Annotated in this window: 19 protein-coding genes; 8 read left to right on the top strand and 11 right to left on the bottom strand. The window is 42.4% G+C overall.

Annotation, left to right across the window (positions count from 1 at the left end; translation table 11 throughout):
* Positions 1 to 56: 56 nt before the first annotated feature.
* The gene (locus tag E7746_RS02050) at positions 57 to 1,451 is read right to left on the bottom strand and encodes an MBL fold metallo-hydrolase (RefSeq protein ID WP_136409699.1); all 1,395 of its coding nucleotides are present in this window, start codon (positions 1,449 to 1,451) and stop codon (positions 57 to 59) included.
* Positions 1,448 to 1,612: a hypothetical protein gene (locus tag E7746_RS15060; protein ID WP_168184277.1), complete on the bottom strand. Its 165-nt coding sequence runs from the start codon at positions 1,610 to 1,612 to the stop codon at positions 1,448 to 1,450. The genes E7746_RS02050 and E7746_RS15060 overlap by 4 nt, the downstream gene beginning before the upstream one ends.
* Before the next feature lie 402 nt (positions 1,613 to 2,014).
* Here E7746_RS15060 and E7746_RS02045 point away from each other — a divergent pair, with 402 nt between their 5' ends.
* From E7746_RS02045 to E7746_RS02015, 7 genes are all read left to right on the top strand, one after another.
* Positions 2,015 to 2,308, top strand: coding sequence for a hypothetical protein (locus E7746_RS02045; protein ID WP_136409698.1), 294 nt, complete (start codon positions 2,015 to 2,017; stop codon positions 2,306 to 2,308).
* Between the two features lie 91 nt (positions 2,309 to 2,399).
* A complete protein-coding gene (locus tag E7746_RS02040; RefSeq protein WP_136409697.1) occupies positions 2,400 to 3,302 on the top strand; it encodes a helix-turn-helix transcriptional regulator in 903 nt (300 codons plus the stop codon).
* Between the two features lie 135 nt (positions 3,303 to 3,437).
* Positions 3,438 to 3,911 (top strand): hypothetical protein, encoded by a 474-nt coding sequence (locus E7746_RS02035; protein WP_136409696.1) that lies wholly within the window; start codon positions 3,438 to 3,440, stop codon positions 3,909 to 3,911.
* Positions 3,912 to 3,948: 37 nt separating this feature from the next.
* Positions 3,949 to 4,326 (top strand): hypothetical protein, encoded by a 378-nt coding sequence (locus tag E7746_RS02030; protein ID WP_136409695.1) that lies wholly within the window; start codon positions 3,949 to 3,951, stop codon positions 4,324 to 4,326.
* Positions 4,327 to 4,446: 120 nt separating this feature from the next.
* Positions 4,447 to 5,157 (top strand): hypothetical protein, encoded by a 711-nt coding sequence (locus E7746_RS02025; protein ID WP_238337301.1) that lies wholly within the window; start codon positions 4,447 to 4,449, stop codon positions 5,155 to 5,157.
* Positions 5,154 to 5,378, top strand: a complete 225-nt coding sequence (locus tag E7746_RS02020) for a hypothetical protein (protein WP_136409693.1) — start codon at positions 5,154 to 5,156, stop codon at positions 5,376 to 5,378. The genes E7746_RS02025 and E7746_RS02020 overlap by 4 nt, the downstream gene beginning before the upstream one ends.
* A 438-nt stretch (positions 5,379 to 5,816) precedes the next feature.
* A complete protein-coding gene (locus E7746_RS02015; RefSeq protein WP_136409692.1) occupies positions 5,817 to 6,452 on the top strand; it encodes a hypothetical protein in 636 nt (211 codons plus the stop codon).
* Between the two features lie 92 nt (positions 6,453 to 6,544).
* Here E7746_RS02015 and E7746_RS02010 read toward each other — a convergent pair whose 3' ends face one another.
* The 5 genes from E7746_RS02010 to E7746_RS01990 form a co-directional block, all read right to left on the bottom strand.
* Positions 6,545 to 8,467: a GmrSD restriction endonuclease domain-containing protein gene (locus E7746_RS02010; protein ID WP_136409691.1), complete on the bottom strand. Its 1,923-nt coding sequence runs from the start codon at positions 8,465 to 8,467 to the stop codon at positions 6,545 to 6,547.
* Positions 8,468 to 8,470: 3 nt separating this feature from the next.
* Entirely contained in the window at positions 8,471 to 10,165 is a 1,695-nt protein-coding gene (locus E7746_RS02005) for a DUF262 domain-containing protein (RefSeq protein WP_238337367.1), read from the bottom strand.
* A gap of 232 nt (positions 10,166 to 10,397) precedes the next feature.
* Positions 10,398 to 10,571 (bottom strand): helix-turn-helix domain-containing protein, encoded by a 174-nt coding sequence (locus E7746_RS02000; RefSeq protein ID WP_238337300.1) that lies wholly within the window; start codon positions 10,569 to 10,571, stop codon positions 10,398 to 10,400.
* 284 nt (positions 10,572 to 10,855) lie between these two features.
* Positions 10,856 to 11,371, bottom strand: coding sequence for a hypothetical protein (locus E7746_RS01995; RefSeq protein ID WP_136409688.1), 516 nt, complete (start codon positions 11,369 to 11,371; stop codon positions 10,856 to 10,858).
* Positions 11,372 to 11,447: 76 nt separating this feature from the next.
* Positions 11,448 to 12,344, bottom strand: a complete 897-nt coding sequence (locus tag E7746_RS01990; protein WP_136409687.1) for a hypothetical protein — start codon at positions 12,342 to 12,344, stop codon at positions 11,448 to 11,450.
* Positions 12,345 to 12,492: 148 nt separating this feature from the next.
* Here E7746_RS01990 and E7746_RS01985 point away from each other — a divergent pair, with 148 nt between their 5' ends.
* The gene (locus E7746_RS01985) at positions 12,493 to 13,671 is read left to right on the top strand and encodes an IS4 family transposase (RefSeq protein ID WP_136409686.1); all 1,179 of its coding nucleotides are present in this window, start codon (positions 12,493 to 12,495) and stop codon (positions 13,669 to 13,671) included.
* Between the two features lie 36 nt (positions 13,672 to 13,707).
* Here the strand turns inward: E7746_RS01985 and E7746_RS01980 are convergent, their stop codons facing one another.
* From E7746_RS01980 to E7746_RS01965, 4 genes are all read right to left on the bottom strand, one after another.
* On the bottom strand, positions 13,708 to 15,711 hold the full coding sequence (locus tag E7746_RS01980) for a TonB-dependent receptor (protein ID WP_238337299.1): 2,004 nt from the start codon (positions 15,709 to 15,711) through the stop codon (positions 13,708 to 13,710).
* Between the two features lie 100 nt (positions 15,712 to 15,811).
* On the bottom strand, positions 15,812 to 16,231 hold the full coding sequence (locus E7746_RS01975; protein ID WP_136409684.1) for a transposase: 420 nt from the start codon (positions 16,229 to 16,231) through the stop codon (positions 15,812 to 15,814).
* Complete coding sequence (locus tag E7746_RS01970; RefSeq protein WP_136409683.1) at positions 16,231 to 17,304, bottom strand: glutaminyl-peptide cyclotransferase; 1,074 nt, start codon at positions 17,302 to 17,304, stop codon at positions 16,231 to 16,233. Before E7746_RS01970 ends, E7746_RS01975 begins: the two co-directional genes overlap by 1 nt.
* A gap of 87 nt (positions 17,305 to 17,391) precedes the next feature.
* Positions 17,392 to 19,530 (bottom strand): hypothetical protein, encoded by a 2,139-nt coding sequence (locus tag E7746_RS01965; RefSeq protein ID WP_136409682.1) that lies wholly within the window; start codon positions 19,528 to 19,530, stop codon positions 17,392 to 17,394.
* Between the last annotated feature and the right edge of the window lie 14 nt (positions 19,531 to 19,544).

Raw genomic sequence — 19,544 nt, 5'->3', positions numbered from 1 at the left:
GGTAAATCCCCAGAGCCGACGGTGGCAGTTATGTGTGTCAGAGAGATGCAAAATTTTCATTCCTTATATGGGAAGATAAAGATTCTTTTTGCAGTGGTATCGGAAACGATTTCGCCAAACTCAGTTTTGATTTTTACAAGTGGATGAACCACGACTTCGTCCCAGTCCCAATCCCATAAATCGGACTTATATTCTTGGAAATCTTCCTCACTCCGCGAGCCATCCTGATTAAAGTCTTTTCTCAGAAAATCCTCCGTTAGCGGATCGATAACTTCACATGGAAGCAGCACATCATCGATGACGGCGAGGACACGTTGGCCGGGGATATATCCGCAATCTGCCTGTTTGCCTTCGTCGTCGGGCTTATGTCCGCCTTCAGTATATTCCGAGTGTTTTGTGAAGTCCGGATTATAAACAACATACAGAAATGGAGCCATATCTTCATCCGATTCTATAGAATAGCCAAGTAACCGCTTTGGCGCATACACAACGTGATGCAGAGCAGAATCCGCGTCATTCCACCACAAGAATTCACCGAGAAATTTTTTATCGACCGTCCACCACTGTAAGTTTTCAGGATTATCGATGACCTCATAAGAATTGTCTGGAGTCTGAAATGCAATAACAAAGGCTGTAGTCCTGTCGAACCCCGGATCTCGGATAGCTGAAAAGGATTCACCATCTTCAAGCAAAATCACCGGCCATTTCTCGCAGAACATGTCGGCAAAATGGCGTGGATTGTCAGTATGTATCGAAATTATCGCTTTCGGCGTCAACATATCCAAAAGACTGTCAAGACTTGCCATATCGCAATGCCCGCTGTCGAACTCTTTTTGAAGTTCATGCTCCGACTTTATGGTTGCCGCAGGACGATTGACATTCGTAGCCTCACATACCACATAATCGACCCTGCCTACATACTTTTCAATTAGCTGCGGCAGCTTGCCGCTTCTGAAACCATGCACGCAAAAATTCCCGGTGTGGAACACCTTCAGGTTCTCTGCATCTATACAAAATGCGTATGCGTCAAAAGCATAATGGTCGACAATAATCGGCATAATACAGAACTCACCAAAAGAAAATTGTTCGCCCGAGACAAAAGTCTTTACAAAGCCAAGATGCTCAGCCATTGAACGAGATTCCTCATTTCCCGGATTCAAATTATCCAAAAGTTCCTGTGCAATCTCATTGGAAATCCCGCCCACAAATATAGGCAATTCGGGAGCTAAATCAGCAATTTTGCCAATATGATTGCCGTGATAGTGAGTTATCAGCAACGCGCTTTTGCTTAGATCTCCGCAGGTCAGGCCGTCTATTTCAAGAGCATTATTAAACACCGGCTCGCCTGACAACTGCTCGCCACAATCAACGAACAGTTTCCAGCCGTTTGATTCATACTCGGTGACGCATCCGCCAATCCGGTCATTGCCGCGATAAACTGTAATCTTCATTTCTTCAATTTTAGATTTGTGGAAATTTCAATAAAGCCGATAACGAATTTAGGCAACCGGCTGTTAAGTTCAAGAAACAGCGCAATACGCTTGTCAACTTCGCTTTCTGAACCAAGCTCGGCAAACCACCATTCTACTCCATTACTATATTTCTCTTCCATAATTTCAATGCAAATATATCCGACAAGTGTCTCAATTTGTGATACAATCCAAAATTTTCGATATTCTTATTCCTGTATCGCAAAATGCGCCATGCCTGCTTTACTTTTGTCGAAGGAAAGTCAGACATTATATGTGCAGAATGGTTGCGTAGCGGTTGTCTAACTTTCCGACATAAATCATAAACCCACAAAATATGAAGACATTAGAAGGATATGAACTGACAATATCTTCTGTGGTTGAATTTCCACCACCCACTGAAGAACCGGCTGAAGCTCGTCTAAAAACGCAAGAGAGCACTCACCCCAATTATTAACCCGAAAAATTTTACAAATCATGAATTTGATAGATATGCCCAGGGAAGAAAGGTATGCCATGATGCGCAAACGTCATTCCTTTCTAATGTGATTGTAAAATCCTATACTTCACTGGAGGAGTTTGCCAAAGAAAAAGATGAATGGTTTGCCATATTGGGAATAGAAATGACTCTTGGCACAAATGCTATTTCTCTTTATATGCAGCTCGACTACGATGAATATGAAACATATTATATCATCCCCGGTAATGACGGCAAATTAACGGTCAGCGAAGTTGTATCTTGGCAAGATCCTTATTGCTATAATGATGATATTAATATTTTCACTGAAAAATCGGTTGATGAAGAGGAAATTCTGACCTCAATTCATACAGCCCAATGAAGATGTATCGCTAAATGCGACAGGTTTTGATTATCTTTGCGATAAATAACCCCCTTGGCGCTTTGCCATGACAAAGAAAAATTAAACAAATATGAACCAACTGCAAAAATACACCTGGTTGATCGACACAATCCGTCGCGCCGGGAAAATTTCTCACAGAGATTTGTCCGACAAATGGGAACGCTGCAAGGATCTGAGCGACTGTAGGCCGCTCCACCGTGCCACATTCAATCGCTGGCGTGATGCAATATACGAGCAATTCGGAATTATGATCGACTGTCAGAAGGTTGGCGGATACCTCTACTATATAGCCAACCCGGAAAATATCGACGAGGACAAGCTAAAAAAATGGATGCTCGACTCGTTTGCTGTCGGCAATATCATCGGAGAGAATCTCTCGCTAAAGGGACGAATCCTTGTTGATGAAATACCTTCGGGCCGCGACCATCTTACCACAATCCTTGAGGCGATGAAGGAGAACCGCATTGTAGAAATCTCCTACCGCCCTTTCAAACGATCGCACAGCTATACATTCACAATCGAGCCATATTGCGTCAAACTGTTTGAGAACCGATGGTACGTACTCGGTCGCAACAACCGTGGCGAGATTAAAATCTACGGCCTTGACCGGCTGGAAGAAACACTAACCACCGACGCAACGTTCAAGCTTCCGAAAGATTTTGACGCAGCCGAGTTCTTCGCCACATATTTTGGAGTCGTCATAGGCGACGGCACAAAGCCCGAACGTATCGTGATTCGTGCAAACGAAGACCATAAACATTATCTCCGCTCGTTGCCATTACATTCCAGCCAGCGCGAAATCGAGGACTGCGGCGAATATGCCGACTTTGAGCTGTTTCTCGCTCCGACTTACGATTTCGTGATGAAACTCCTACAAGTCGGTTCGATGATTGAGGTTGTAAGTCCGGCACCACTCCGCAAGACGATGAAAGGCTGGATTTCGGAAATGTATGAACTATATAGAAATGTATGACGATGCAGCCTGTGCAGTGTCGGCGTTATGATAGCACACGGAGAACAAAATCAGATTCTGTCACCAAATCCGATACAACAGGAGTATAACTTTGCAGAGTAACTCTAATCAACCACGACCCAATAAATCACACACATGACAGTAAAAGAATTGTTCCTCTCCATAGGATTCGATAATGTTCTCAATGCATTGCGTAATACACATCGCACCTGCCGTTCGATAAAAAGTGTCGCAAGCTATAAGGAAGCGTTTGATACTATCTGTCTGACAGAATTTGAGGGTGCAGGCGGAGAGGTATCGTTTGATGTTACCCCGAGGGAAGAATGGTTTGAGCCACACTCATTGCCACTACTTGCGAATAACGTAGAAGGGGATTTTTGGAAAAACACAGTAGGAAAAACTGTAGTAAAGCCGGACGACAATCCTTTTACCGATGCCGAACTAGCCGGTGCAATCCTGTGGGGCATGACTTTCTATGGCTTTACCCGACATACAGGTTGGACTCCACTTGAAGAACACTATACATCATACGGAGAACAGGCTGAAAAACTTAAACGCCGACTGTATCTTCCTTATATACGGAACAAGCTAAAAAAAACGCAAACTTAAGAGCAAGGAGGAAATGCCTTACGGTATTGCCTTCCCTATGGAAGTATGGCATCAGATTCATCATAGAGAAAAGCATCAGAACCGCGCTAAGCGTAAGAGATTTTATCGTATCAAAAGTCGCATTGCCGAGCTAAAGCGCCTTGATAAGCGTCAGCATCTGATTGATACGATTCACGAAAAATGCGGATTCTATGACCAACAACTTGAGAACCGGATAATGAAAGCCGGCACTATCAACGAAACTTGGCGAGATTCCCATGTAGCTGATTTGTCTTCCCGAATCAACTATCTTGAAGACTTGCTGATGAATTACTTCCCCACGTTACATGATATATTTGACGGCGGAGAGGAGTCGCTTATACATCGGATGCGACTCCCTTGGCGGTCGAAGAAGAACAACACCTTAGGTCAATGATTCAATCATTTGACAAAAAACCGCCGATTACATTTATCAAAGGAGTTGACAATGAGGCTAAAGCCGACATTGCTCTACAGTTTATAATCATATCTAAAACACCAATTAATGATGACAAAAATGACTGATTCATGTATTCTTGAAAATTTTCAACAGCCGTTTCCAGTGAGTTTCAAAGTAATAGGAATTGGCACAGGAGCAATCGACATAATCAAGGAAGTAGAATCTTTCGGTTATAACTGCGTCGGCAGTCTTGTCGCAAAGTCTACCGATGATTGTATTCCCATGGACGATGATAAAATGGCAATCATCGTAGCACAAGATAACGAAGAACTCGCCAATGCGATAGCCAAGACCTATCATGATGCCGGCGTACTGACCATAGGATTGGTCTATGATGCCGACATCTCTTGTTACGATAGTATTGCTATAGATAGTGAAAACATTCCGGAAGTAATAAGGATATTGCTTGCTCCTTTAGCAACAATGGGTTATATATGCTACGACTTTAATGATCTATGCACGACATTACGTAACCGCCGCTTTTTAAAAACTTTGGTCGCTGATGGTAAAAGCATTGAGGATGCGGTCATTAACATGCAGAGAAAGATGGAGAATGTCGCCGTAGATAAAATTGAATTTATTTCTGCTCTTTTATATTTCAATCGTGAGAGGTTAGCTGCTATAACGATGGATGATATGGCTCCATTTAATAATATAATCTCCGGTCTACCGGAGTCAATCGATGTAATCTGGGGAGTGAATTTTGATAATACATTATCTGATGATATAATCAGATTGACATTCATTATGTCAGGCCGAGAACTATGAAAAAACGTATTGCCACTGTCTATCTTCGGCTTATAAAATATGCCATGTTTATGGGTATCCTTGGCGGAATCGCCACATTCATCGGGCCGCCTCGCCATGGTTTGATTAAAGCCGGCATAGGAATTGTGATTGGTGCAATGTTACTCGGGAACAGACTTCCTGCGGCCTTGAAAGAACTCTATGAAATTACCGAAGAGTTTACAGATGATATGTTTCGGTGATAACTATCTATGGCAAAGAAAGTCAAAACTAAATCCCGACTCCCATCAACACCCTGTGACACCCGTCAACTGATTGAATGGATGTCACAATCATTAGCGCCCGATTTTGTGGTCTTAAAATCGGCAGATACGTAGTCGAATTATATAACAATGTAACGGATAAAATATAGGTAGTGTAGAAGGACGAACGTTCAAGAAAAATCCACGATCCCGGCTAACGACAAAACACTTGTCGGTTGCGTGGCATTGTGTCGATAAGTTCACTGTTGAGTGTACAAATAGAAGCATCTCCACAAGTCATTTTTGGACTACCTTTCTACACTCATAAGCGAAGGCTCAAAAATGGCAAAGGTGAAAGACGATATAACAATGTCACCGTAATATAATTATTACCTATACCTCACAAAAACTTAGTACCTTTGCAAAAAAGGTAACGAAATGAATGTAATCGAACGTTTCAATAAAGCAATTGAATTTAATGCCGCCAACCCACAATTTGCGCCCATTGACGATGAATTTCTTGGTACACGAATCAATGGTGGATTTGTTTCTGATATTATAGACAATGGTAATCCTTGCCGTTGTTTTGTTTTTGATAATGGCGATCATTTCGTTTTTGATATTAATGAAGATATGCTATATCCGGCCGAATCATTTCCGCAAGAATGGTTTATTCATAAATATCTGGAGAAAATAATCTACGACTTCAAAGAAAAATATACATTATCACTACGGCAGGTTGACAACGAGGGTGCCATAAAAGAACCTTTCCTATTTTGCAACAAACGTGAAATAGAACTTAAAAGCAACGGCGTTGTCAGATTACTGCCATTCAGAAATCAAAAGATCGTATATATGACGAATATTCTTTTGCCTCGAGATTTACGACGGCAAGATATTGGACTAAAGTTGATAAGTGATATATTCTTAGTGTGTGAGAAACTTGGATATAAATTGCGTTTGACAGAAATGGTCGAGTCATTTTACAATCGTATGGTTCGTAGAGGTGCAGTAGTTATTACACCATACGATGAGGTTGAGATTACATCCGAAACTAAACTCGGACAATTTTAAATGTTAGTCGAATCTATAACAGATATAGACCATTATGACAAGGTCGTGGCAAAAGCGACCTCATCAAATGATGGTTTATATTGTATATGAATTCAGACTGAGAGTAAATTATAAATTTGATCAAGAAGATCTTCTATGTCTTTTTGATGTTCTTCAATTTCAACTTTACCCCAATGTTGTTTGGCTCTTGTAATACGATACATTATCAATCGTTTGGGCTGTAACCCTTCTTCAATCTTTGCCTTCTCCTCGGGACCTTTATCGTTCAGGCTTGAGTTTTTATGTCGGCTTATAAGGCACAGATTACCTATTGAATCCATATCTACATCGGTGTTTTTGTAAGACTGAGGAAGATGATGTTCCACAGAATTATAGTATCTGAATTGGAAATCGCTTATCTTATTTGCAAAACGCACAATAGACTTTTCTTGCTTTGATGCAAGCCAATAAAGATAATCAATGAAATTAAGCAAAAAACGAGGGGTATCAGTGCCGGCAGCAAGGAGGGGTCTGCTTTCACTGTCCCATTTTTTCTGTAACATCTCATAATAATTCAAAGACCATTGTTCAATAACCCGGAGTAATGAATCGTGCTCAATGTTTATGTTATCCTTCGTTTCTTTGTACATCCACATGAGTACTGAATAAAGCCATTCTTTGTATTTTGGAGTCTTGAAAGTAACTTGAAGCATAGACTCCAATTTAACAATTCGATTGTTGATATCTTCTCGTTCGTCATTATCCGTGGAAGTACCGTTGGAGAAAGTGTTAACCAGTCCTACTCGAAAATATGTATTGCCGTTCTTGTTATACTCATATTTTGAGGGACGTTGCAGACGCCACTTTAGGTCATTTTCTTCGTCATCAGCATCGCCTTGAATTTTCACTACATACCGGTCAAAAAGCACTCTGATTCTTAACAATGCTTTAATAAAGTCCATTGAATCTGAAATAAATTCCGGTTTCGTCACGGGCATTTTGTCTGCATTCAGCGGAACTGCATTAACCATCTTCTTTTCAGCCTCGGCATACAGACGCATGGCATGCATAAGGAAATTGGGGAAATCGATAATCGACTTCAGATCTGTGTCCGTTTCCTCCTTCATGTCCTCTGCGTCATGATTGTCATACGTGAACCCACTGTCAAGAATCCTGTCAATCGTATACTCGTTCTTGATTGAGCTGCCCACAAAATCTACATTGTCAATAATTTCAAGATTAAGACCATCGAATTGTTCCCCAAACAAGCCCTTATTTCTCAATTTGGAGAGAGTCTTTTGGATTGGTATGTCCATTTGGGAACAGGCGTCCCATACTGTTGAAAAAATATAACGCTGACTTGTGCCAAGATCGGACATCAACAATGCCTTTATAACCTCATGTGCTTGCAACTGTTCTCCGCGGTTGTTCATTATTTCGAAATATGCTGCCACATCCGTATCTTCAGGCAGAGGTGTGCACACCAATATTACTTTGTTGCGTATATACTCAGAAAGAAGAGCCTTTTCGCCATCCGACATACCTTTCAATGTGATAGAGGATTTTATCTCGCCGGCCTGTATTTCATAGCTTTCGACAATATCAAGTGATTCTGTCAATCGGGCGATTTTGCCGTCTGTCCTCCTTTGGCATTCACTCTTGAAGGTGTCCCATGAAGGGGAATTAAAAAGACAGTCTAAAAAACGTTCAACAGAAGGTCGAGAATCATATGTAATGCGCGGCGAGGAAAGAATACCAAGATAACGGCATATTATATGTAAGGCCGTGAGGCGTTGCTGACCATCTATAACTTCCCATATGCCATCCCTACGTTGCAACAGCACAAGGCTTCCAAGATAGTAGTTATCGCACTCGCCTTTTCCGAGATAACCGTTAGGAGAGTGATCATATAGGTCCTGCAGCAATTGTCCTAGCTGGTCCTCAGTCCATGCGAAATTGCGCTGATACAATAGTACAACATAGCGCTCCCTCCATACTTCTTCTATGGTTCTGTTCAGCTGTTCTACCTTACTCATAACTTACTTATTTTTAAAGAATGATTTAACCTCGTCCACTTCAAAATTCACTCTCAGGTTCCGTTTAAATTCTTCGGCACGACTTTTTATGACGGAGAAATCGGATAGATTCTTCGCATTTTGTATTGCTGTAAAAAGCCATCCCGATTCGCCTTTGCCGCACATTGTGTTTAGAAAAATCTTTTGTTTTTCCAATCTTATGCGATATAGGCAGGCGTACACAGCCTCGAAAAGGGAATCCACTCCTTTCTCACCGAAGCGGTCAAATATTAGGATTATGGCCGATTTATATACTTGGCGTATGTAAGTGTCGCCCTTTCGCCTGCTTCCTCTATACTTACAGTACTCATGATAGAAATCTTTGAAGCGGTATAACTGCGATGAATTGCTGTTCAAGAATAGGCGTTTGTAAATTTCCACATAGGTTTCTATATATTCGAAAAATGGGCGGCCATTTACCAACAACTGATTAATGGATGCAAAGGGAGAGATGTTGTCGGGGTCACCATGTTCAAAACGGTATCTCACTTTGAACAATCCACTGTTCATGGATTGCATGAAGCTTAACGCAATTTGTTGTTGGACAAGGATATTCTGATACGCATATTCCAGATTATTATCGCGTCCGAGCGTAAGCCCCTTGAACTCTCCAATTTCATGCTTACTGAATGTCGATGCGTATCCTTCTCTCGACCACTTTCTGATACGGAACAAATGTTCATTAATCACTTGACGCAACAAATCTTTTCGTGCGCCGTCCATGTCTATGAATAATGCGGCATCCTCCCATCTTACATCGCATTCGATTTTATCCTTCTTGGGTGCATCCGCCATAGCCCTGATATGGTAGGCTTTTAGTAGATTATAGGCTTCTAACTCTTTACCTCGACCGTTTTGGGTTTCAAATAGTTGAAATGCTTCCGGCAAACGTTTCACGGATATACGGACTACACGACAATTAGTCAACAAATAATTACCAAAATCCTTGCGCTCCGAGCCCGATAAGTTAAAATCAAACCATTCTTGTATAAACTTAAAATTTTCTTGTATATGCCTATAAGAGTCGGAATGTCCATAGGTAAGTGGCGGAATCTCCACACACATGTCCAAGGCTTTGATTATTAACATTATTGTAGTAATACGCTGTTGGCCGTCAACAATATCGTTTATACATACATTTTTGTTACTTATATTTCTATGGAGTATGACACTTCCAATCAAATAATCCAATTTACCTGATATCCTTGCGATGTTTACATCTTGAAGTAGTTGTTCAACATTTTTTGTCGTCCATCTGTATGGTCGTTGGTACTCCGGGATATGAAGATTTTCAGAATGTAGCAGATCGTCTATTTTGATCTTATGGGCGGAAACATCCATTTCTTCACATTCATATATCTTGTCAAAACCTTGTTCAGCCTCAAAATCAAGGATGTGAGGCAGCATTATGCGATTAAGTTCCAAAAAAGCTTCTTGAATCTCCTCCCATGAAGAGGGGGTTCTTTGTAATGTCCAGCAGCAACCTTGACGCCCCCACTCTTTTGAAACAACTCGAGAATCTGATACTTCTCTCCATAAATAATTGCGCAATGGGCGCCAATTTGGGCCTTCAATATGAAGGCTCACTTGTCCATCCCAGTACTCATAGTGAAGATTATCTCCTAAATATGTTACCAGCTTGAATAAACCACCAATCACCGTTGCCAAGGTTTACTGTTTTGCCGGGAAATGAGCTATTCGCAAATTCCAACTTTTGTTCGTCACTTATTGGTTCCATATTATTTGCTGTTGTTCTTACTACGTTATCGTTATCTAAAAAATCTATTTATAAAGCTAATTTCAGATTCAAAGGTTATGATTCCCCCAAATTATACTACTTTTCAAATCTTCAAAGTATAGAAGAGGGGAAGTGAAATGACTGGCCATGGGCTTATTTGGTATTAACGATCAATTCTCGGATGTTTATATTAAGAATTTCGGCCATCTCGACAAGTGTTTTCAAGTCAGGCTGAATGGCGTTGGTACACCATTTGGAAACCGTTGCTGGGCCTTTGCCAAGTTGTTGAGCCAACCACTTTCCTTGCTTGTCAATTTCGGCAAGCATAGTCTTTATCCTATTGAGTTTAACGATTTTCATATTCAACTAATTGGCTTCTAATGCAAATTTACTAATAAGTTTAGAGATGCCCAAGACAATAATTAGCTGCGGACAAAAATTTTCGGAGGAAGAAGTTCAGTGCATTAGAGCGTCACAATGCCATGCCGTGACATAAGGATTAGCCGCAATGGGACACAAGAAGGTCGGGAAGTTCACGCAACACTTCCCGACCGTTAATCCTTATAGTCTGTGGGTTAGACATTAACTTCCATAGACTTAGCCCGATAGCATTAATTGATACCGATTGCTTCTTGCATAATCTTTTTAGAGCGGGCCTCCACCATGGCTCGCCATAGAGAGGAATCCTGCAGCTTGGACATCGGTATGTACTGTTGGAAACGTGCGAAGAACTCTACCGGTTTCTCTATGTTCCAGTTGGTGATGATTTCGCCCCAATTCACTTTGTCGGCAAACTTTTCGAGCAGGCTCCAGTTATTGTAGAGCGCATCGCGGTTGGAAAGGCATTTCCAGTCCCATTTGCCGGAAAATTTGTTGAGAGTTGTTTCTGTTATTATGTTATCGGGACATGAGTTGGAAAAATCTTCCCAATGAATTTTGTTGGCATATTTTGATATGCCGTCGACTGTCCAAAGAATACTCTGATTGCCGCTGACTTCTTCCCAATCGAGTTTATCAGCAAACTTTTCAATCATTTCCATGCTGAATGATTCACGGCTTGACACCTCTTTCCATGCTTCGGATTCAAGTACCGAATTCAAAAAATCATTGTTTGTCATTGATTCCATATTGTTATGATTTTAATGTTACACTGCAAAATTATGCTCATGCTGTATCAAACTGCGATACACGATTAAAAATTTTTCAATCCCACCAATTTTTCATATTATGATCAAGCCATTTCCAGAGGATATGAAAGGCCTTGTCACGATATAACTTAGCGAGATACGACTCGTGCAAGTCACCTCCATGGTCGTGCTCATGGGTGTATCTTTCGGCTGTACGAAGATTTATGTGCTTATCTTTTATATCAGGCCAGTCGGTTCTTGCTATTTCTATAAGATTTATAGCAATCAACATCCGGTTGACATCCTCTTCCCAGCCCACATGTCGCTGCACATATCGCCAGTATCCTATATTATATTCCAGTTTCTTTTTCAGAATACCAAGATTCCAAGTCCAGTCAATTGCGGAATCATTTGCCACGGTTTCTCGCCAATATTTACACTGCTTTCTGCGAAAACTTTCCGACACATACTCCTTTTCCATTTCATATTTGGGCTTTCCATTCATAAGAGAATCGAACCAAGCGGAAAAGTCCTGCCGATGCTGCTCCTGCGTATTTATGGCATAGAGAGTTGACCAATAAAGCAGATGTGCGGCAAGTGTGGCCGTATCGCTTTCACGTGCCAATTGCCGTTTCTCCCGACCCGAAAGCATATCGAATGTCTTGAGTCCGGTAGTTTCGACGGCAGTTTCTTCATCTCGTCCATATCTCCACGATGAAAAATCTATCATCACCTCACGACCAAGAAGCCATTCCTGGGGGTCGGGCGCGCCCTTGACCATAATTTCATTATCATAATCGAGGCACATTTCAATGGGCGCTGTGGAGTGTGCTGAATCGGCGGGCAATGACTTGAGGGCCTCTACAAGAGAACAATATTGCGACTTGAGTGCCTCATGCTCCATGTAAAAGCCGCTCAATATAATCCATATATCCTCAAAGTCGGAATTGCGGAAATAGTCTTGATAAGTCATATCTAATTGTTTTTGTTGCAATAGTAGTGGTGCGATAAAAATCTTACCACTGTTATTAAAATATTAATATTTAGTCAAATACAAGAGAACATTGATTTTTTGATTTGAAATTGATTTATTAGTCTTGTTGTTCCCAAACATCAAGATTATGAATCAGGGTAAGTATGTTTTCTCCCAGGTAATTGAATTTATACCGCGTTACCAGTTCGATAAGCTTGTAAGGCTGTATAAAGGAGATTGGCATGTAAAGAATCTCAACAGTTACAATCACCTCCTTCATCTGCTCTTCGGACTGTTGACGGGCTGTGATTCGCTACGAGACATCTGTCTATGTCTGGAGGCCCATTCAAAGATGCTATATCATCTCGGTTTTCGGAAAACAGTCAACCACACATCTTTGTCGCGGGCTAACGAAAGTCGGGACTATCGAATTTTTGAGGGACTGGGAATTTATCTAATAGGATTGGTAAGACCCATGTATTCAAAGGCTAAACTATCCGAGATAACCATAGACAACGTAATCTATGCGTTGGACTCCACAACCATATCAACCAGCATAAAACTTGCGACATGGGCATTGGGCAAATACAGCAAAGGCGCTGTAAAGATGCACACATTGCTTGATTTGCGTGGAAGCATACCGGCAAACATTCATATTACCGATGGAAAATGGCATGACAGCAACGAACTTGACATGCTTTCGCCGGAACCATTCGCATTCTATGTGATGGACAAGGCTTATGTTGACTTCAAGGCTTTGTTCAGATTCCATCAGTCACAGGCATTCTGGGTATCCCGTCCGAAAGAGAACATGAAGTTCATGACAATCGGGCAAATGGAAATCCCCAATGCAAAGTCAGGCATCATAGAAGACTCCCGTATTCGGGTAACCGGATATAAGTCGAGTAAACTCTATCCTGATGACATGCGGTTTGTACGAGTATATGACCCGGACAATGACACAATTGTGGATTTCATATCCAATAACTTTGAAATCAGTGCCTTGGAAATATCCAATCTCTACCGCCATCGCTGGGATATAGAAGTTTTCTTCAAATGGATCAAACAGAATATTGTCGTGAAGACCCTTTGGGGATTTTCCGAGAACGCGGTAAAAATCCATCTTTGGACTGCTGTCATTGCCTATCTTACGGTAGCTCGAATAAAGGCCGATTATAAAAGCTGCTATTCTATAACCGAAGTGGCGACCCTTATCAGAATCTCTGCTTTGGAACGTGTCGAGTTACGACAACTTCTAACCAAGCAAGACTTGTCAACCAATTCAAATCAAAATGTCAAAGATATCTCTTTATTTGATGATTTCTAAACCAACGCGATTTTATCGCACCAGTAGTAGTTTGTTTCAATAATTATCTGTTTTCGGTTCAGTCTTTTTCTTTCCGAACTTTGGTGTTATTCCGACAAAGAACTCGAAGTTGATGCCGGGCATGGGACGCGAGAGGACTGAGAGATAGTCCTCGTTGAAGAGATTGTTCACAGCCAGTTTCAGCTGTAAATCGACAGGTTTGAACTTCAGCCCTTTTTCAAGGGATACGTTGCTCATGTAATACTTAGGGAGGTGCCCTGTGATAGTATAGTCGTTGCTTGACATGGTGAATCTCTCTGAATAGTAAGCCCATTTATACAGGAAGCTCCATGACTTCCATGTAAGACGCCCCGTGAGCGAAGCCGAGTGCTTGGGGACGTATGGGAGCTGTTTGCCTACAGACTGGTCGGCAGGTGACATCTTTTCACCCTCGTTGATGGAGGGTGTCCATGAATATGACCCGTTCAGGTCGAAAATCCACCCCTTGAAAGGTTCGAAAGCGATATTGAGCTTTCCCTCGATGCCGTAGGCGTGTACCTTCTTTACATTGCGCGGCGAGAAGAACCCTTTGGTTGTGGGAAGCCATATAATCCAGTCATCGATACGGCTGTCAAACCATGTGACACTTCCTCCCATCGACACCGGGAAGGGAGCTTTCCAACCCACATCGAACGATGCACCGGCGTCATACGTCCAACCATGCTCGCTCTTCAGGTCAGGATTGCCGCCGGGGAGAAAATAGAGGTCATTGAGCGTAGGAAACTTGTGGTTGCGTGATACGGACGCTTTCAGCATGACGTTCCCTTTCCTTGACAGAAGACCGTCGATGAAGAAAGCCGGGATTACGGGAGCCCATTTGTCGCCGAACATCTCCTGACGCAGTACGAGTGACAAGCCCAGCGGATTGATCGGCTGCCATTTAGCTGAAGCGGAGCCGGAGAGTTCGATGCGCCCCTTGTCGTAACCGACAATGGCTTTGTCACCATCCTGAAGGATAATGTTCTTATCCTCGGAGCGGACGAAATGCTGATGTGCCGAAATATTGGCGGTAAAATACCATTTCCTTGTGGGATTATACTCACCCTCTGCCTGACCGTAGAAAGTGTTTACCCTGCTTCGTGAGCGTGTCATGGACGACCAGTTGTTTTCAGCTACCTCACGCTTGTAGTCATACGCCATCCATGTGTGGATATATCCCCCTTTTGCTGCAAATTTCCAGCCATCGCGCCGATGATCCCATGAGAGGACGCTGCGCAGGGTCTGTTCACGCTGACGGTTCTCGAAGTTGCGCTCGTTGCCGTAGTCGGTGGTGAGCATGGGCAGTTCGCGGTTGGAGTTGATGTACCATGCGTTGAACCCGAAACGGTCACCATTATTGGTGTTGTAGTACACCTCCTGCAGCGCATGGAAATCTTTGTAGGCACCGCTGCGGTTCCGTTCCGTCGGATGATACTGACCTATTATGTTCTTGTCATCGTCGTAGATGTTCACCTTCTTGTCGTGGTTGATGTACTTGTAGTCGTTTGGTGAAGATGAATATACTACACGGCTTGAAACGTGCCAGTGTTCACTGCCATAGGTAAACCGGGCGAACTCGTCGAATGTGCTGAATGAGCCCACTCCCTGCACATATTGCAGATTGACACCTTCCGCCACATCGGGAATCGTTCCGAGTTTGACAAGACCGCCCAGACCGCCGCCTGTCTCGTTGACTGATGAAGTGCCGTGGAGCAGCGATGCCTGGTCTATGAAATAGGACGGAATGGTGGAGAAGTCGGTCATGCCGAGCATGGGATTGTTAATGCGCATGCCGTTCCACGTCACCTGCGTATGGCTGGGGGAGGTTCCACGGAAGGCGACGGTGGAGAGTGTGGCTCGACCGTAGCTCTTGACGAAGACTGAAGAATTGAACGTAAGGATGTCCGCCATAGAGAGGGCGATATTCTCTTTGAGGGCGATGGAATCAAAAGTTGTTTTCTGCACTCCGATATCCTTCATCGGGCGTTTGCCCCACACCACGACCTCACGCAGATTGTGCATTCTCTGTGAAGACTGTGCGTAAGTTCCGGTGCACAATGCAAAATTCAAAATGCACAGAAAAAGATATATGTATGACCGGTCTGTTCTCATAATTGGCGGCTTAAAAAAGATTATAGTTCATAAACTGACGTTTCTCCTGCATCCAGCTTATTTTAGAGTGTATTGTATCTTGCTGTTCAATGTAATCGGCCCAGAATGGCAGTCGGTCACGTTCGATAATAAAGGACAGACAGCCTTTGAGCCATCCTCCGAATCTTTCCATATCCAGAATGCCGGCAGCCCTGAAACAACTGATATTTTTGATTTTCTCAATCAGCTTCTTCACGTTTTTGCGGAGCGGGATTTCTGTAAGGATATGGACATGGTGCATATCTCCTCCGACGGCATAAACCGGGCAGTGGCGGTTGCTGAAGAGAAGTGCGATGGCATCAAAGAATTCATCCCTGTGGAGAGGCGGTATCGCAACTCCAAAGTCTCTTGTCTGAAAAATCAGATGATATATGTTTCCTAATGCCTCCATCACTTCCAGCAGAATGCGCCGGGTATTATGCCGACATAAAATTCATCAATCAGTTTTCCTTCGGGCGAGTATCGGTAGATCATGCCCTGCTGTTGGTAGTCGATGGCATCGGCTACATACACTTCGCCGTTCACAGGATTTACGGTAAGTCCGTAATACTTCGTGTCGCGGTATTCGAGGAAAGGACGGACAGGAACACGGTTTGCCGTCACGTCCATACTCCAGATGTCATTGTTGATCCAGTACAGCTTGTCACGTTCGCCGTTGAGCTGCAGCTCGCTCGGAGCATCACCGAGTTTGAATTTCCACTGTTTTTCAACAGTAAAAGTTGAGGCATCAATCTTATAGAGCGAAGGTGTCTCATATCCGTATGGCGAGCCTTCATAACCGCCGTCGGTGATAGTCCACATCTTGTCGTTTTTATCCAGGACAAGCGATGTAGGCTGTATGCCCACCGTCAACTGGTCCACCACCTCGTCCGTCTCAGTATCTATCTTGATGATGCGGTTCTGGTAGCTCCAGCAGTTGCAATAGACATACTTGCCGTATTGCACCATCTGTTCCGTTGAGCCGCTCTCCATCGTCATGTCAGGCACTTGAATGTAGCCCGTAATTTCATATTTCTTGGGATTGACAATGAAGATGCGGTTGTCCCAAAGCTGCGTGACGTAAGCCTTTTCATCGCTCAGGAAGTAGATATAACGCGGAGAGGTCAGATCCTCGATGCGCCCCACTTCCTTGAACGTATTGAGGTCGATAGCAAAGATGACATGGGAATTGTTCACCACTATCCACCCTTTGTTGTCATAGATACTCATGGACTGCGCTACGTCCCCGAGTCTCATACCGTTTGCACGGAAAAACACCTCATTCTGAACTTGATTCGTTGCCGGATCATAATAGGAAAGCGTCGCGTTGCCATACTGGAAGTTACCCTCGTTGGTAATGAAAAGTCCGGAGCCTGTTGCATTAAAGTCTTCTACCACATCGCCATAATCCCACTCCATGCAGGAAGCAAATGAGAGCGACAGCAGAGTTGTCAGGATATATAAGAGTTTCGGTTTGAATTTCATTTTAATAATTGGAAAAACCTCGGCCCGCTATTCAAGGTAATATACGAGCCGAGGTTTGGCAGAAAAATTTTAACTGTTTGAGCTGTTTTATTCAGCAGGTTTGTAACGACCATCCTTCATGTCTTGCCATGTAGGATTATATGCGCAGCCTGTTACCTCCCAATTCCCATCAGTCACTGAACCGTTTTCAATGACTGAGGCAAAAGTAGAGAAGTCAGAAAGTTTACCCATACTTTCAATTTTGATGTTAGGTACAGAATTTAATACGGGGAAAGAAACCTGCGTACATTTGGGGGCGGTACTTATAAATAATTTTTCCGAAACTGATTTAAGTTTGGGACAGTTTATTAAGGTGGAATTCATAATTCCGAATATCCCACCCACAGATTCTAATTCCGGGAGATTGAGATCCATATGACAGCCTCCAATAAATAGACCTTTAGATCTATCTTCAGTCGGAATAGCTCTACTACCTCTACCATTGGACATATTCACAGATTTTAATTTATCAAGTTTCACGGGGCTTTTAACCATTAAAGGCTGCAAATAAAAATATCCTCCAACTTCTTCCAAAGAGGAAATATCAAGTGACTTTGCTGTTGGACAAATAAAGGAAAAACTTCCTTCAACCGATTTGATATTAGACAGATCAACTGATTTGCCTGAGCAGGCAATTACACTAAAATTTGCGTCACCAAGAATTTCTTCTAAAGCAAATGTCTGATTCTTTTCGTTAGCTGCAAGATTGGAAAAGTCAAATTTACATGTGAAATCCGAAGCCTTTTTAAAATTGATATCCGGTATACATCTGTCAGCATAGCATATTATAGACATTTCAATATTCACATTGGATAAATCATCTTTCGTCTTTAATTTGTCGAATGCTGTACCACCTATGTGTATAAACGGATTAACATCATTAAATGATTGAAAAGATGCATTGCTTAAGTCACAAACCGTACTCTTCCCTTGAAGACCCCATAAATTTTCAATGAAAACTCCACCAACCAAAGAAAGAGAGGATAAATTCGGTAATTCAGATATCGCACCAAAATTGGAGATATTCAGCGTACCTTTTACTTGTTTAAGATTATTTAACCCTACGATTCTCTCTAATGTTTGATTTAAATACTTAGCATACGCAGTAGATTCATAACGTCCGGATAATAATAAATTACCGTTTACTTCTGAAATCTCAAGAATCTCCAATGTTTTGAATTGCCAGCCAACTAAAAAGTCTATTTCACCTGCGGTTTGCAATTTCGGTAATTTTAAGGACTGGAAATTATCTGATGGCATATTTATTGAGAATTTGCCTGAGACATTTTCCAACGCAGGGAATTCCAACTGAGCTAATGGCGTATCTTTGATATCACTCGTGCCATATTCACGATTGACAACTGAGTTATCGCTCATATCAAGGTCTCCTCCGACTTCTGCAAGTTTCGGGAAATAGAGTGTAGTAAGGGCATCATCTTTGATATAAATGTCACCCTCAACTTTCGTGAGATTGTCAAACTCAATAAACTGAACCGCATTGTTGTTCAGCTCCAGATTTCCTGTAATTTCCTGAAGCTGCTCAAGGCGAAATCGGTAAGTGTCAGTACATGGTGATGGTGTCTCTTTCGTACCGAACTGAATTCCACCGACTTTAGTGAAAACCAATCCATCAAGAGCTTCCCCTTTGTAATTGTTAAGGATCTGTAGCGAACCTGTTATTTCCTTAATACCTGACAACGCTTCAAGAGTGTTGATTGCAGCCGCATTCTCGGCATTATTGCCGATTATAAGGTTGCCCTTGATGACAGATACTTTTGTCTCGGCAAACGCATCCACGTCAGCCTGAGATTTCAAGACAACATCGCCATCCGATTCTATTTCAGACTTGATTACTTTATAAGTATATTCATTTACTTTCCCATTGAAGGAGGTGACGCGGAAAATCATTTCGCTATCCCAGTCAGTGACAGTCTGGGGGTTAGGAAGAATTTTCGCAGACGGAGTATAGACCATGGATGCGGTAGCACCATTGAGATCTACAGTATATGGCACTGTCATTACAATGTCATTACCTTCAATGACGGCATCATATGATTTTCCGTCTTTTGTCAAAGTCAGAGTTGTGATGAAGTTATCATCAGCATCTGCCGGCATTTTGTCATCATCGGAACATCCCGCTATGAAAAGCGAGAATGTAACGATAAGTATAGACCAAACTTTTTTCATTTGTTATGCAATCG

This window comes from Muribaculum gordoncarteri, assembly GCF_004803695.1.
GTDB classification, from domain to species: Bacteria; Bacteroidota; Bacteroidia; order Bacteroidales; family Muribaculaceae; genus Muribaculum; species Muribaculum gordoncarteri.
Note: the sequence above shows the minus strand (reverse complement) of the source record. Positions and strands in the feature narration are given on the sequence as shown.

What these genes read in the sequence shown, in the direction of transcription:
- E7746_RS02000 (WP_238337300.1), bottom strand. Translation starts at nt 10,571, where the DNA reads ATGCTTGCCGAAATTGACAAGCAAGGAAAGTGGTTGGCTCAACAACTT.
- E7746_RS02050 (WP_136409699.1), bottom strand. Translation starts at nt 1,451, where the DNA reads ATGAAGATTACAGTTTATCGCGGCAATGACCGGATTGGCGGATGCGTC.
- E7746_RS01995 (WP_136409688.1), bottom strand. Translation starts at nt 11,371, where the DNA reads ATGGAATCAATGACAAACAATGATTTTTTGAATTCGGTACTTGAATCC.
- E7746_RS02035 (WP_136409696.1), top strand. Translation starts at nt 3,438, where the DNA reads ATGACAGTAAAAGAATTGTTCCTCTCCATAGGATTCGATAATGTTCTC.
- E7746_RS02010 (WP_136409691.1), bottom strand. Translation starts at nt 8,467, where the DNA reads ATGAGTAAGGTAGAACAGCTGAACAGAACCATAGAAGAAGTATGGAGG.
- E7746_RS01990 (WP_136409687.1), bottom strand. Translation starts at nt 12,344, where the DNA reads ATGACTTATCAAGACTATTTCCGCAATTCCGACTTTGAGGATATATGG.
- E7746_RS02030 (WP_136409695.1), top strand. Translation starts at nt 3,949, where the DNA reads ATGGAAGTATGGCATCAGATTCATCATAGAGAAAAGCATCAGAACCGC.
- E7746_RS02015 (WP_136409692.1), top strand. Translation starts at nt 5,817, where the DNA reads ATGAATGTAATCGAACGTTTCAATAAAGCAATTGAATTTAATGCCGCC.
- E7746_RS02040 (WP_136409697.1), top strand. Translation starts at nt 2,400, where the DNA reads ATGAACCAACTGCAAAAATACACCTGGTTGATCGACACAATCCGTCGC.
- E7746_RS01970 (WP_136409683.1), bottom strand. Translation starts at nt 17,304, where the DNA reads ATGAAATTCAAACCGAAACTCTTATATATCCTGACAACTCTGCTGTCG.
- E7746_RS02020 (WP_136409693.1), top strand. Translation starts at nt 5,154, where the DNA reads ATGAAAAAACGTATTGCCACTGTCTATCTTCGGCTTATAAAATATGCC.
- E7746_RS02025 (WP_238337301.1), top strand. Translation starts at nt 4,447, where the DNA reads ATGACTGATTCATGTATTCTTGAAAATTTTCAACAGCCGTTTCCAGTG.
- E7746_RS01975 (WP_136409684.1), bottom strand. Translation starts at nt 16,231, where the DNA reads ATGGAGGCATTAGGAAACATATATCATCTGATTTTTCAGACAAGAGAC.
- E7746_RS01980 (WP_238337299.1), bottom strand. Translation starts at nt 15,711, where the DNA reads ATGCACAATCTGCGTGAGGTCGTGGTGTGGGGCAAACGCCCGATGAAG.
- E7746_RS01985 (WP_136409686.1), top strand. Translation starts at nt 12,493, where the DNA reads ATGAATCAGGGTAAGTATGTTTTCTCCCAGGTAATTGAATTTATACCG.
- E7746_RS01965 (WP_136409682.1), bottom strand. Translation starts at nt 19,530, where the DNA reads ATGAAAAAAGTTTGGTCTATACTTATCGTTACATTCTCGCTTTTCATA.
- E7746_RS15060 (WP_168184277.1), bottom strand. Translation starts at nt 1,612, where the DNA reads ATGGAAGAGAAATATAGTAATGGAGTAGAATGGTGGTTTGCCGAGCTT.